Here is a 13,909-nt window from a genome sequence, read left to right on the forward strand (position 1 = left end):
AAAAATAGCTTTAATCTGTGGTAGTATCCTCAAGCTTTACATTTAAGCACAAGGACCTGAATTCTTTGATCATCACGTTAAACGACTCAGGAATACCCGATTCAAAATTGTTATCACCTCGGACAATAGATTCATAAATTTTAATTCTACCAACCACATCGTCTGATTTTACAGTTAACATTTCTTGTAACGTATAAGCAGCACCATAAGCTTGCAGTGCCCAACACTCCATCTCACCAAATCTTTGACCTCCAAAATGCGACTTACCACCTAATGGTTGCTGAGTTACCAAACTATAAGGACCGATAGAACGAGCATGGATTTTATCATCGGCCAAATGATGTAATTTTAGGAAATATTTATAGCCAACTGTAACAGCACGATCAAAATACTCTCCTGTTCTACCATCAATCAACCTAATTTGACCTGATGGGTCTTGATCTGCAAGGACTAGCATTTCTTTTACATTCTCAACCTTTGCACCATCAAAAACTGGAGTTGAAAAATATACCCCCTTATCGATATTATTACAAAACGCAATAATCTCTTGATTGGACATTTTCTTTATATTTTTTGTCGTTGAGTTATGTCCATATACCTCGGAAACAAAAGATTTAAGCTCTTCTACATCAATTTTGTTGTTATGAACTTGATCCAACATAGAAGATATTTTTTTACCAAGATTTACTGCCGCCCAACCAAGATGAGTCTCTAAAATCTGCCCGACATTCATACGTGAAGGTAAGCCAAGTGGGTTAAGAACTATATCAACTACTGTACCATCTTCTAAAAATGGCATATCTTCTTCTGGCATAATACGAGAGATAACACCCTTATTCCCGTGTCTTCCGGCCATTTTATCTCCAGGTTGCAACTTATGTTTAGTAGCAATGAATACTTTTACAACTTTAAGAGCCCCTTGTGGTAAGTCATCACCACTTTGTAATTTCTCTACTTTGCTAGTAAAACGCTTATTAAGCTTGTCTTGCTTTTCATCATAATGACGTTTAATTTGCTCAATTTCATTCATTACATTAGCATCTTCAACAATCAGTTGCCAAAATTGTCCTTTTGATAATGACTTAAGGGTTTGATCACTAATTAATTGACCGGATTTTACGGATTTAGGACCGCTAACAATTATTTGTCCTGTTAAAATCTTCTCTAAACGCATAAAAACAAAATGCTCTATGATTCGAAGTTCATCATCCCTATCTTTTGATAATTTTTCAATTTGTTGCTTTTCAATAGCTATAGCACGCTCATCTTTTTCTATTCCCCTACGAGAAAACACTCGTACTTCTACCACTGTACCAGTGATCCCAGTAGGAACACGTAAAGATGAATCCCGAACATCTGAAGCTTTTTCTCCAAAAATAGCTCTGAGTAATTTCTCTTCTGGAGTCATAGGTGACTCACTTTTAGGGGTAACCTTACCCACCAAGATATCGCCTGGTTTTATTTCTGCACCAACATATACTATACCGACTTCGTCAATATGGCGTAAACTTTCATCACTAACATTTGGAATATCGCGAGTAATTTCTTCGGGACCAAGTCTTGTATCTCTAGCAATTATTTCAAATTCTTCAATATGAATTGAGGTATAAATATCATCTTTTACAATACGTTCTGATATTAAAATCGAATCTTCAAAATTATAACCATTCCATGGTAAAAAAGCTACCAGTACATTTCTACCAAGAGCTATTTCACCATTATCTGTACTTGGTCCATCAGCAATTACTTCACCTTTTTTTACATAATCACCAACGTTAATCAACGGCTTTTGATTAATACAAGTATTATGGTTAGATCTTTGAAACTTTAATAAATTATAAATGTCCACACTAGGTGATCCATCTGTTTTCTGCTCCTTAGTCCTCACCACTATTCTAGTTGAATCAACTTGCTCTACTATCCCATCATGCAAGGCTACAACTGAAACCCCAGAATCTTGTGCAACAATTCCTTCAATACCAGTACCAACTAAAGGGGCATCACTTCTAATAAGCGGTACAGCCTGACGTTGCATGTTTGACCCCATCAAGGCTCTATTAGCATCATCATTTTCTAAAAATGGAATAAGTGATGCAGCAACGGAAACAACCTGCATCGGGGTAACGTCAATGTAATCTACTTCTAGAGGGGTAACCATAACAAAATTACCACCTTCAGTTCGACAATTAATTAATTCTTCTTGTAACAAACCTTTTTGATCGACAACTGCATTAGCTTGAGCAATTTTATATTTTCCTTCTTCAATAGCTGACAAGTAAACAACTTCGTCAGTTACATGACAATCCACGACTTTTCGATAAGGTGTTTCAATGAAGCCATGCTTATTAACTCTAGCATAAGTAGCCATGGAATTAATCAAACCTATGTTCTGTCCTTCTGGTGTTTCAATTGGACAAATCCTCCCGTAATGAGTAGGGTGGACGTCCCTCACTTCAAACCCTGCTCTCTCCCTGTTAATTCCACCAGGTCCTAAAGCTGATAATCTTCTTTTATGAGTTATTTCTGATAATGGATTAGTTTGATCCATAAATTGAGAAAGTTGTGAAGTACTAAAAAATTCTTTTACTACAGAAACTAAAACTTTTGAATTTACTAAATCATGAGGCATAACGGCATCAAGATCAACCACCGACATTCTTTCAAGTACTGATTTCTCCATACGAACAAGACCAATTCGGAACTGATTCTCAATTAGTTCACCAACTGACCTAACTCTTCTGTTACCAAGGTGATCAATATCATCTATCGAACCTTTACCATCTTTTAGCTCTACTAAAACTTTAAGAATATTTTTTATATCTTCAATAGTTAAAATAGCTGTAGATTCTGGTACATTAAGTTCCAATCTTGCATTCATTTTAATACGACCAACTTCTGAAAGATCATATCTTTCATGGTCAAAGAACAAGTTGTTAAATAATGTTTTAGCAGCTTCAATATTAGCTGGTTCTCCTGGTCTTAATACCCTAAATATGTCTATCAATGCTGATTCATAATTTTGATTTTTATCAGCAAATAAGGTGTTCCTTATGTAAGGACCTGATTGTGGATTTATAGCAAGTACATCGACAGACGAAATTCCAAGAGTCATAATAGAATCCAGCATATCCACTGTAATCATTTCACCAATTTCGGCTAGTACCTCAGCATTATTCGGATTAACGAGATCTTGTGATAAATATTTGCCTACTAAATATTCACGTTCTACCAAAATATTTTTCACTCCATCTTTAGCAAATTTTTTAGCCAAACGAGGAGTAATCTTCTGACCAGATGCAAGTATCACATTGCCGGTATCCGCATCCACTAAGTCATTAACTAGCCTATGAGCAGTTATAGACTCAGGTATAAACTTTGTTGCCCAGCTTGCATTTTTGGTAAAACATGTTACCGTATCATAATAGAATTTTATAATTTCATTGGTAGACATTCCAATGGCTCTAAGAAGAGTAGTAGCATAAAGCTTTCTTTTCCTATCTATTCTAAAGTAAACAATATCTTTAGCATCAAATTCAAAATCTAGCCATGATCCTCTATAAGGTATAACTCTAGCAGAATATAGAAACTTCCCTGAAGAATGAATTTTTCCATCATCATGATAGAAAAATACGCCAGGTGACCTATGCATCTGTGATACCACCACCCTTTCTGTACCATTAATAATAAAAGTACCATTCTTTGTCATTAGGGGAATATCCCCCATATAAACTTCTTGTTCTTTAATACCTTTGATTTCTTTTGCTCCAGTGTCTTCATCAATATCCCAAATACTTAATCGCAATGTGACTTTAAGAGGAGCAGCATAACTAAGACCTCTTTGAGTACATTCTTCGACATCATATTTAGGGTTATCAAATTCATATTTAGCAAATTCTAAATATGCAATATTAGAGGGGTCGTGAATCGGAAAAATTGAACTTAATACTGATTGTAATCCTCTGTTTTCTCGCTCGGAATCTTTAACTCCGAATTGTAAAAAACCTTTTTCATAAGAATTCTTCTGAACCTCTATCAAATTTGGTATAGACGCTACCAAATTTATGTGACCAAAATTTTTTCTTACGCGTTTGCCAATTGATAAGGACTGCGTTGTCATATAATCTCCCGATTAATGCTTTTAATAATTTTTTATTTTGAAACCAAGTAAAAAGCTAGTTCAAACTTGGAGTCTCACATATTACAATAGTCTCAATGTCATTCCCTTCAATATCACCCCTACGAAAGTAGCGAGGTCTAGAAAAAGCCTAGAAGGCTACTTTTTTTCCCACACCGAAGCTGGGATGATATAGAGTTTACTTATCCACCCCAATTCAGGATAAGAATTAGTTAATTCTTATCCTGAATTGGCTTTAATATAAGGAAAAATGCATTCTTAAAGCGGTTTTGCGAATGCATTTTAAACCTTTCTAAAGCTAAAAACATGATTTTAAAAGATTAAAATCATGTTTTTAGCAAAATATTAATTTAACAATCAGATGCAGAGCCGTCTCAAATCTGATTGTTTCTATAACTTCACCGAATTTGGGATAAGAATTGACAAATTCTTATCCCGAATTAATAGTAGGATGCCGTAGCTCGGATGACATCAACCCTAACAAAGATAACATTAAATCTGCTATTAACTTGTTACATCGAATTCAGGTTATTTAATTCAAAATTAAACTCTAATTACCAATTTCTTTACCTTAACATAAACTAATTGTTATACTCGAATGATCTGAAGAATGGGAACAACAAACAAAGAGCGAGCAAACGCAGCGTAGTAAACCGTTGTTCGTACGCGAAATCCCCGCAAATATTTGCGAAAGCAATTCTTCAAAGCATTCGAGTATACCTTAGATTTCTTTTTTAGCATTCTATATAAACTCCAAATAAAGATAAAACTCTAAAAAAACTCGATTTAAAAATATACTTGAATGATTTAAAGAATTAGAGCATAAAACAAGAGGAGAGCGTAGCGTATGTACATTAGGAAAAAAAACATGCAAATACTCTGTAATTTTACGAAGCCAATTCTTTAAATTATTCAAATATAATAGAGGTGTACTCAAATGATTTGAAGAATGGGAACAACAAACAAGGGGTGAGCGGACTATACGTACATCTAGTACGTGAATACACAAATACCCGAAGTTTTGCCACACCAATTCTTTAAAGTAGAAAAATATACTAAAATGCACAAATCTGTTTCTTATCTTCATCTGATTCAGAATTTTGGATAAACAAGTACAAAGACCTATTAAACCAAAAGAACTTTGTCTTAAAAGTTTTATAAATTTTTGTACAAAATGTAATAGTTTACACAGGTATGATAACGTATTTAGCAACATAACTCGTAAACCAAATAGAATATCACACAATTAAGTTCATTTCCATTATCAACAATACAAACCTAGATTTAGTCCCAAAATGTTTTTACCAATCTATGTAGATTCTAAATCTTGCGGTATACTCGATAATCAAATTTTTTTTCTGAAGGCTACAATTCATGGCAGTTTATGTCATCCCAGCGTAGGCTGGGATCTAAAATATCTAACACTGTCTATGCTATTTCTTTAGATTCCCGCCGTTGCTGAGAATGACATCTTTTTTATTGAAACACTGCTCAACAATAACAACCCTGTGCTTAAGTTAATACCCATGAAAACTGCTGGGGATTCGCGTACTTACAAATGTACGCTTAATCCTTTACCCCTATTCTTTTAACTTAGAAAGTTATCCTAACAACCTTCACAGAAACTAATTAATATGGACTTACACAAACGAGTTACTTAATACACCCCCAAAGTAAACTCTAGGCTTTTTCCACCCGATAATATACTCAATTATTTTAATTCAATTTTTGCTCCAGCTGCTTCTAATTTTGCTTTAAAACTTTCAGCATCTTCTTTATTTACACCGGATTTAATAGTTTTTGGGGCAGCATCTACTAACTCTTTAGCCTCTTTTAAGCCAAGACCAGTAAGTTCTCTAGTTACCTTAATTACTTCTATTTTTTTATCACCACTACTGACTAAAACAACTTCAAACGCTGTCTTTTCAGCTACTGCTTCTGATGCTACAGGACTCGCCACCTGTGCTACAGGAGCTGCGGCTGTTACACCCCATTTTTCTTCTAGCATTTTTGCAAGCTCTGCTGCTTGAATTACTGTAAGTGTTGACAATTGATCTACGATTTTTGCTATGTCTGTCATAATTTTCTTCCTTTTAAAACTTTTTTATTAAATTATTCTTTATTTAGATAAGCTTGAAAAATTCTAGCAAACTTGGCTGCAGGAGCTTGCACCACACCAGCAATTTTAGTTGCAGGAGCTTGTACCAGCCCAATAATTTTGCCTCTAAGCTCATTTAATGAAGGCAATTTTGCAAGTTGTTGTACAGAATTCGCATCTAATACTTGATTATTTACTAAACCGCCAACTATTTTCAAACATTCATTAGTTTTAGCAAATTCTACGACAACTTTCGCAGCTTCAACAGGGTCTTCAGAATATGCAAAGGCTGTCGGACCAACAAGCAAATGTACAATATCACCAATACCAGCCTTATTTGCTGCTATTTTTGACAAAGTATTCTTAACTACTTTGAACCCCGCATTTTTTGCTTTAAGAGACCTACGCAGTAGAGTTACTTGACTAACAGTAAGCCCATGATAATGAGTAATTATCACGGAATTTGACCGTTTATACACCTCTTCAAGTTCTACGACAAATTCATGTTTCTCTGATCTTAACACCTTAACTCTCCTTGTCGTATTTTACGATATACTTGCTAAATCTATTTTTACTGATGGACTCATAGTAGAAGATAGATATATTGCTTTTAAATAATTTCCTTTAGCACCAGAAGGCTTTGCTTTAACTACAGCAGATATCAAAGTTGATGCATTATCTAGCAAATCTTGTTTGGAAAATGATAATTTACCAATTCCAGCATGAATAATACCTGCCTTTTCAACCCTATACTCTACTTGACCACTTTTGGCATTTTTAATTGCCGTTACGATATCGGTAGTTACAGTTCCAAGTTTTGGATTTGGCATTAAGCCCTTTGGACCTAAAATTCTTGCCACTGCACCTATTGCTGGCATCATATTTGGTGTTGCAATACAAACGTCAAAATTAATTTTTCCTGCTTTAATATCATCGATAATTTCTGTAGAACCAGCAATATCTGCTCCAGCTTCTTTAGCTTCTTCTATCTTTTCATCCTTACAAATCACTGCAACTCTACTAACTTTACCCGTACCAGCTGGTAATGCGACAACACCACGCACCATTTGATCCGAGTGCTTAGGATCTACCCCTAATTTCATCACCACTTCTAAAGTAGAGTCAAATTTAGTATAAGACACAGACTTAAGTAGCTCTATTCCTTCTGCTAAAGTGCGGTTGCCAACTAGAGCTACTTTTTTTCTTGCTTCTCTAATCTTTTTGCCACCAACTAATTTTTTATCAACTAACATATATTAATCTCCTACCACTTCAAGACCCATAGATTCAGCAGTACCACGAATAATTTTAGCGGCAGCTATTAAATTATCAGTATTAAGATCTACCATTTTAATTTTTGCAATTTCAATGCAATCTGACATAGTAACCTTACCAACAAATGCTTCTTTTTTAGTAGCACTAGAACCTTTAGGAATTTTAGCAAATTGTTTTAAGTAATACGATGCTGGAGAAGTCTTAGTTACAAAAGTAAAACTATTATCTTCATAAGCAGTAATCACAACTGGGATAGGAGTCCCTGGTTCAATAGCACTAGTCGCTGCGTTAAACGCCTTACAAAACTCCATAATATTAAGTTTCTTCTGACCAAGTGCAGGACCAATAGGTGGGGATGGATTAGCCTTACCTGCTGGCACAGTTAACTTAATATAAGCGGTTATTTTTTTTGCCATTATAATCTTATCCTTACTTATTTAATTAATAGCCTTATTCACGTGAGCTTTGTCAATACACTCTCAATGTCATATATGGAGTCCATTGATTGGTATGGACGCAGTCCCTGCAATCATTCCTGCATCGATGTCATCCCTTTCCTGCATCGCTCCTGCATCGATGTCATCCCTGCGAAAGCAGGGATCTAAAAAAGTAACCAAGAAGAATATGTAAACTTTTTTAGATCCCGCACCGAAGCGGGAATGACATCGAGTACATATTAAGCACTTTTTCTTTTATCTACTAGGCTTACAACCCGACTTTTAAATTACCCTGACCCTGCCCTAAACAAGCCCTAATTATTTTTCTTAACCTGCGTAAAATTTAGTTCTATAGGAGTTGCTTTACCAAAAATAGATATAGACACACGCAATCTATTTTTGTCATAATCAATTTCTTCTATAACCCCTGTAAAAGTCTCAAACGGACCATCAGTAACAATTACTGCCTCGCCAATTTCATATAATTTCGAAATCCTAGCATCTTTGGTTTCAGCTTCCAGTTTACTAAAAATATTTTGTATTTCTTTTTCGCTAAGGGCTTGTGGAGTACTTTTACTACCTAAAAAACCTGTAACCTTAGTTACACTTTTTACCAAATGCCAAGAATCATCTGTCATATTCATTTTAATCAGAATATAACCAGGCATAAATTTCTTCTCTGTCTTAACGTTTTTACCACGTTTAACCTCAGGTACTTCAATAACCGGAACAACGATATCCTCAAAAAACTCCGACATACCCTGCTTAGCAATTTGATCGAGAATCATTTGCTTTACACGCTTTTCTGAGCCTGATAATGTATGAATAACGTACCACTGCACCACAATTTTTCCCTAAACCTATTCTTTACTTCCCAATATTAAGTAAAACCTGCATTATGCTATGTATACCGTAGTCTAACACCAAACAAATTATACTAAAAATAAATACAGCCACCACTACTATAAGAGTTGAAGTTATCAACTCTTTCTTACCAAGCCAAACAATTTTATAAACTTCTTGCTTTACTTGCTCGTAAAATTTGTAGACTCTATTTTCCTTTAACATATTATACGAACTCATTATAGTTGGCAGGAGCGACAGGAATCGAACCCGCAACCTTCGGTTTTGGAGACCGACGCTCTACCAATTGAGCTACACTCCTATCATATTTTTACTAAAAAATCAAACTATTTTTTTAATAAAGTATTAGCACTCTACTATACACAATATTCTAGTATTAATCATTAGTGCATCACTTTTAGTATATCATTTCTGCATAACTACACTAATACTATTTAGAATAAAAAAACTTATTTTTTAGCTTTAATAGTTTCAGCCACCTGCAACGGCACTTGCTCATAATGAGAAAAAACCATACTATATTGAGATCTACCTTGCGATAAAGATCTCAAAGTACTAACATACCCAAACATTTCAGCTAGAGGCACATTTGCAGTTATAACTTGTGCATTACCTCTTGGATCCATACTTTGCATTTGCCCTCTACGACTATTTAGATCACCAATAATATCTCCCATATACTCATTAGGAGTAATTACTTCAACTTTCATAATTGGCTCAAGTAATTTTGGATTACCTTTTGGCATACCTTCTCTAAAAGCAGCTTTTGCAGCAATCTCAAATGCAAGTACACTTGAATCTACATCGTGGAATGCTCCATCTATCAAAGTTGCTTTAAAATCAATCATTGGATAGCCGGCAACTACACCTGTATCTTTAATATTATTTAGACCCTTTTCAACACCAGGAATAAATTCTTTGGGTATAGATCCTCCAACAATTTTGCTTTCAAAAGCAAATCCTGTTCCAGCTTCTTGAGGTTCAAATATTATTTTAACCCGTGCAAATTGTCCAGCTCCACCAGATTGCTTTTTATGAGTATAATCAATTTCACAATGCTTGGTAATTGTCTCTCGATAAGCTACTTGTGGTGCCCCAATGTTAGCCTCAACTTTAAACTCACGTTTCATACGATCAACCATAATCTCTAGGTGCAGTTCACCCATACCTTTAATAACAGTTTGACCGCTTTCCTGATCAGTTGATACTCTAAAAGATGGATCCTCAGCAGCTAACCTAGACAATGCCATTCCCATTTTTTCTTGATCGGCAGTTGATTTTGGCTCTACAGCTAATTCAATAACCGGTTCAGGAAATTCCATTCTCTCCAAAATAACCTGCTTATCCGGATCACACAAAGTATCACCAGTAGTAGTATTTTTAAGACCAGCTAGAGCAACAATATCTCCTGCAAAAGCTTCTTTAATATCTTCTCTTTCATTAGCATGCATCAGAAGCATCCTACCTACTCGTTCTTTTTGGTCTTTTACCGTATTAATGACAGTAGCACCTGAACTAATCTTACCAGAGTAAATCCTGATAAATGTAAGCGATCCCACAAATGGATCGGTCATTACCTTAAAAGCTAAAGCAGAGAAAGGTTCAGATGCTGATATTTTAAAATCTTTTTCTTCTCCAGAATTAATATCTATTCCCTTGACTATTCCAATATCGATTGGTGAAGGTAAGTAGTCAACAACCGCATCTAGCAAAGGTTGTACACCTTTATTTTTAAAGGCACTACCACATAACACAGGAAAAAAGACTCGTGAGATCGTTCCTTTCCTTATTACTACTTGAATTTCTTCTTCAGTAAATTCTTCACCTGATAAATATTTCTCCATCAAATGATCATCAGTCTCAGCAACCATTTCAATTAGTAAAGCACGGTATTCTTCAGCCTTTTCTAACATATCAGCAGGGATTTCTTGGTACGAATATTCAGCTCCAAGAGATTCATCCTTCCAAATTATGGCCTGCATCTTGACTAAATCAATAACTCCTTTAAAATTTTCTTCAATACCAACTGGCAACTGAATTACTAGAGGTTTTGCACCAAGACGATCTTTAATCATTTCTACACATTTGTAGAAATTAGCCCCCATTCTATCCATTTTATTGACAAAGCACATTCTAGGTACTCTATATTTATCAGCTTGTCTCCAAACTATTTCTGACTGAGGTTCAACACCGGCCACACCATCAAATACCGCCACCGCTCCATCTAACACACGTAAAGATCTTTCTACTTCTATCGTAAAATCTACGTGACCTGGAGTATCAATAATGTTAATCCTTATATTTTTCCAGTAACAGGTAGTAGCAGCAGAAGTAATAGTGATACCACGTTCTTGTTCTTGTGCCATCCAATCCATAGTGGCACCACCTTCATGAACTTCACCAATTTTATGTGATTTTCCTGTATAAAAGAGAATACGCTCGGTTGTGGTAGTTTTACCAGCGTCAATATGAGCACAAATACCTATATTACGAGTATTAGCAAGAGAAAATTCTGTAATCGCCATATGATTTAATTACCTTGGTTGCGATTTTTTGGGACTAAAATGAGCGAAAGCTTTGTTAGCTTCAGCCATTTTATGAGTGTCCTCTCTTTTTTTAATAGCAACCCCTCTATTATTTGATGCTTCAAATAATTCCTCTGCCAACTTATCAATCATCATTTTTTCAGAACGTTTATTTGCTGCATTGATAATCCAACGTGACGCAAGTGCATACCCTCTTCTTTCATCAACAGGGGAAGGGACCTGATAGTTTGCACCTCCCACACGCACTGAGGTAACCTCAAGATATGGCTTTACATTATTCATAGCATTATTGAAAGTTTCATAAGGATCTACCCTATGTTTTTTTTCTATTTTACTAAAAGCAGAATATACTATCTTTTCGGCTAGAGCTTTTTTCCCTTCCTTCATGATATTATTAATAAACCTAGCAAGCAGAGGGCTATTATATTTCATATCAGGCAAGATAACCCTTTTCTCTGCGGCATGACGACGTGACATCTTATCTCTCTATTTCAAATTATTTTTTTACAGCTTGCTTCGCTGATGTACCATAACGTGAGCGTCCTTGCTTACGATTTTTTACACCCTGAGTATCATAAGCACCGCGTACTATATGGTACTTAACACCTGGGAGATCAGGAACTCTTCCGCCTCTTACCAACACCGTAGAGTGTTCTTGTAAATTATGCCCTTCACCAGGTATATAAGCATTCACGTACTGCCCATTACTTAAGCGAACACGTGCCATTTTACGAAGAGCAGAATTAGGTTTCTTAGGAGTAACAGTTTTCACTATTACACAAACACCTTTCAAAAATGGATTAGATTCCAAAGCTGGGGATTTTGTCCTACGAATCTTCGACTGTCTTCCAAAACGTACTAACTGATTGTTTGTTGGCATTCAATACTCCAAATTTTTCCTTTTGATATTTATCTATCAACCCTTAAAGCTATAGGGAAAACTATATACTGTACCACTTTCATTATTAAGCGGCAACAAGTGGAACTATAGCTATTTTTTTTATAAAAGCAACGAGTTTTTAACAACATTGACTAGATTAGCTATTTTTATGAACTTAGGGTTGTAATTATTCCCCTTAAAGCTTGTAATTCTGTACTAGATAATTTATCTATACGAGTAAAAATATTCATAATATTTTGAGTCATGTGTAATTTTTTCTCAGGCACTTTAAAGAAATTCTTTTTGTTTAATTCAGTAAACAAATGTTCAAAGAAATATCCTAATTCTCCTTTTGATGCTACTTCCTGTTCATTACTAACATTCATTCTCAGCTGTTTATTACGAAATAGCTCATAACATATAATAATTACTGACTGTGCAATATTAAGAGAACTAAAACCCCCTGTATTAATGTTAATAATTTTATGGGCATAAGTAATTTCTCTATTTTGCAGACCACAATTTTCACGACCAAACATGATGGCGACTTTAAGACCTGTAGGATAATCCTGACTTAAATTCTCTGATAGAACATAGTTTTTATTGATATTACGTGTTGCTGAACTTGTTGCATATAAATAATCAATATCCTCGATACTTGCTTCCAAACTATCATAAATCTTAGCATTATCTATGATATTTACCGCTGATACCGCCATACTACGTGCCTGTTCATTCGGCCAACCATCTCTAGGTGAAACGATTCTCAACTCTGAAACATCAAAATTTTTCATTGCTCTAGCAGTAGCACCAATATTCTCACCCATTTGAGGTGCTACTAAAATAATAATTGGCATAAATATCTTTGATTAATATGTAATTATTTTCTTCTAAATAGCTACTTAATTCCTACTAACTACTCGTATCTAATTACTATACTCTTTTATCTCTGTCAACTCTTAGTTTCATAACGAGCCAATGATTTTTTTATTTTACCTAATCTTCTTTAATCAAAGAACGTATCAATGCATTAACTGCTTGCTGATGTTCTGAGTTACGAATTTTCATAAAATTCCTTGACACTTCTATACACATACGCTGATGTTGAGTAAGCACAGGCTCGACATTGTCAGCATCTTCTAAACCTTGATAGAAATAATCGATATTTTTATCTAATGCTTTAGCAATAAGAACCAACCTACCTATTGATATTCTATTAATACCCTTCTCATATTTTTGTAACTGCTGATGTGTTACCTCTATTACCTCTGCAAGTTGTTGACGTGACAACCCCTTGGCAAGCCTTAGAGAATAGATTTTTCCACCTATAAATTGATCAACTTTTTGTATGTAGTCATTTCTTCGTGCCATAATTAACTCCTTTATGCATGAACTATTAAATTTTAAGAATATAATAGATTATTAACAAATAAAAAGATTATTGTCATATATTATATAACCTAGAAAGCCAACAATTCACATAGGAACACCCACATGCAAACTGTCTACTATCAGTAAATATTGATTATATTTTTTGTTTATGTACAAGTAGTGCTTAATATTTTTTAACTATTATATAATTATACTGATCTTATAGATACTTAGCAACCTTGTAAATTATAATTTCATTTTTATCGTATTTTTTTAACCTTTTTTTACTATTCTAGATAGAAT

At 34.7% G+C, this 13,909-nt stretch carries 12 protein-coding genes and 1 tRNA gene; all 13 read right to left on the bottom strand.

Going from position 1 to position 13,909, the window contains the following annotated elements:
- Positions 1 to 10 precede the first annotated feature (10 nt).
- The gene (gene rpoB / locus AAGD29_RS03840) at positions 11 to 4,117 is read right to left on the bottom strand and encodes a DNA-directed RNA polymerase subunit beta (protein WP_341758586.1); all 4,107 of its coding nucleotides are present in this window, start codon (positions 4,115 to 4,117) and stop codon (positions 11 to 13) included.
- Between the two features lie 1,729 nt (positions 4,118 to 5,846).
- Entirely contained in the window at positions 5,847 to 6,215 is a 369-nt protein-coding gene (rplL, locus tag AAGD29_RS03845; protein WP_341758587.1) for a 50S ribosomal protein L7/L12, read from the bottom strand.
- 32 nt (positions 6,216 to 6,247) lie between these two features.
- Entirely contained in the window at positions 6,248 to 6,757 is a 510-nt protein-coding gene (gene rplJ, locus AAGD29_RS03850) for a 50S ribosomal protein L10 (protein ID WP_341758588.1), read from the bottom strand.
- A 21-nt stretch (positions 6,758 to 6,778) separates the two neighbouring features.
- The gene (gene rplA / locus AAGD29_RS03855; RefSeq protein ID WP_341758589.1) at positions 6,779 to 7,486 is read right to left on the bottom strand and encodes a 50S ribosomal protein L1; all 708 of its coding nucleotides are present in this window, start codon (positions 7,484 to 7,486) and stop codon (positions 6,779 to 6,781) included.
- Positions 7,487 to 7,489: 3 nt separating this feature from the next.
- Positions 7,490 to 7,924: a 50S ribosomal protein L11 gene (rplK, locus tag AAGD29_RS03860; RefSeq protein WP_341758590.1), complete on the bottom strand. Its 435-nt coding sequence runs from the start codon at positions 7,922 to 7,924 to the stop codon at positions 7,490 to 7,492.
- 335 nt (positions 7,925 to 8,259) lie between these two features.
- Complete coding sequence (nusG, locus tag AAGD29_RS03865; protein ID WP_341758747.1) at positions 8,260 to 8,793, bottom strand: transcription termination/antitermination protein NusG; 534 nt, start codon at positions 8,791 to 8,793, stop codon at positions 8,260 to 8,262.
- Between the two features lie 19 nt (positions 8,794 to 8,812).
- Complete coding sequence (secE, locus tag AAGD29_RS03870; protein ID WP_341748453.1) at positions 8,813 to 9,013, bottom strand: preprotein translocase subunit SecE; 201 nt, start codon at positions 9,011 to 9,013, stop codon at positions 8,813 to 8,815.
- A 21-nt stretch (positions 9,014 to 9,034) separates the two neighbouring features.
- Positions 9,035 to 9,110: transfer RNA gene (locus AAGD29_RS03875), tRNA-Trp, on the bottom strand.
- 148 nt (positions 9,111 to 9,258) lie between these two features.
- Complete coding sequence (gene fusA, locus AAGD29_RS03880) at positions 9,259 to 11,334, bottom strand: elongation factor G (RefSeq protein ID WP_410521176.1); 2,076 nt, start codon at positions 11,332 to 11,334, stop codon at positions 9,259 to 9,261.
- A gap of 9 nt (positions 11,335 to 11,343) precedes the next feature.
- Positions 11,344 to 11,832 (bottom strand): 30S ribosomal protein S7, encoded by a 489-nt coding sequence (rpsG, locus tag AAGD29_RS03885; protein WP_341747240.1) that lies wholly within the window; start codon positions 11,830 to 11,832, stop codon positions 11,344 to 11,346.
- Between the two features lie 19 nt (positions 11,833 to 11,851).
- Positions 11,852 to 12,235, bottom strand: a complete 384-nt coding sequence (rpsL, locus tag AAGD29_RS03890) for a 30S ribosomal protein S12 (protein WP_341747241.1) — start codon at positions 12,233 to 12,235, stop codon at positions 11,852 to 11,854.
- Positions 12,236 to 12,402: 167 nt separating this feature from the next.
- Complete coding sequence (locus tag AAGD29_RS03895; protein WP_341758591.1) at positions 12,403 to 13,092, bottom strand: RNA methyltransferase; 690 nt, start codon at positions 13,090 to 13,092, stop codon at positions 12,403 to 12,405.
- A gap of 139 nt (positions 13,093 to 13,231) precedes the next feature.
- Entirely contained in the window at positions 13,232 to 13,606 is a 375-nt protein-coding gene (locus AAGD29_RS03900; protein ID WP_341758592.1) for a helix-turn-helix domain-containing protein, read from the bottom strand.
- Positions 13,607 to 13,909: the final 303 nt, after the last annotated feature.

This window comes from Candidatus Tisiphia endosymbiont of Ditula angustiorana, from assembly GCF_964026425.1.
Lineage (GTDB): Bacteria > Pseudomonadota > Alphaproteobacteria > Rickettsiales > Rickettsiaceae > Tisiphia.

Coding starts and splice junctions, on each gene's coding strand:
- rplL (WP_341758587.1), bottom strand. CDS start 6,215: ATGACAGACATAGCAAAAATCGTAGATCAATTGTCAACACTTACAGTA.
- rplA (WP_341758589.1), bottom strand. CDS start 7,486: ATGTTAGTTGATAAAAAATTAGTTGGTGGCAAAAAGATTAGAGAAGCA.
- rpsG (WP_341747240.1), bottom strand. CDS start 11,832: ATGTCACGTCGTCATGCCGCAGAGAAAAGGGTTATCTTGCCTGATATG.
- secE (WP_341748453.1), bottom strand. CDS start 9,013: ATGTTAAAGGAAAATAGAGTCTACAAATTTTACGAGCAAGTAAAGCAA.
- rplK (WP_341758590.1), bottom strand. CDS start 7,924: ATGGCAAAAAAAATAACCGCTTATATTAAGTTAACTGTGCCAGCAGGT.
- rpoB (WP_341758586.1), bottom strand. CDS start 4,117: ATGACAACGCAGTCCTTATCAATTGGCAAACGCGTAAGAAAAAATTTT.
- AAGD29_RS03900 (WP_341758592.1), bottom strand. CDS start 13,606: ATGGCACGAAGAAATGACTACATACAAAAAGTTGATCAATTTATAGGT.
- rpsL (WP_341747241.1), bottom strand. CDS start 12,235: ATGCCAACAAACAATCAGTTAGTACGTTTTGGAAGACAGTCGAAGATT.
- fusA (WP_410521176.1), bottom strand. CDS start 11,334: ATGGCGATTACAGAATTTTCTCTTGCTAATACTCGTAATATAGGTATT.
- AAGD29_RS03895 (WP_341758591.1), bottom strand. CDS start 13,092: ATGCCAATTATTATTTTAGTAGCACCTCAAATGGGTGAGAATATTGGT.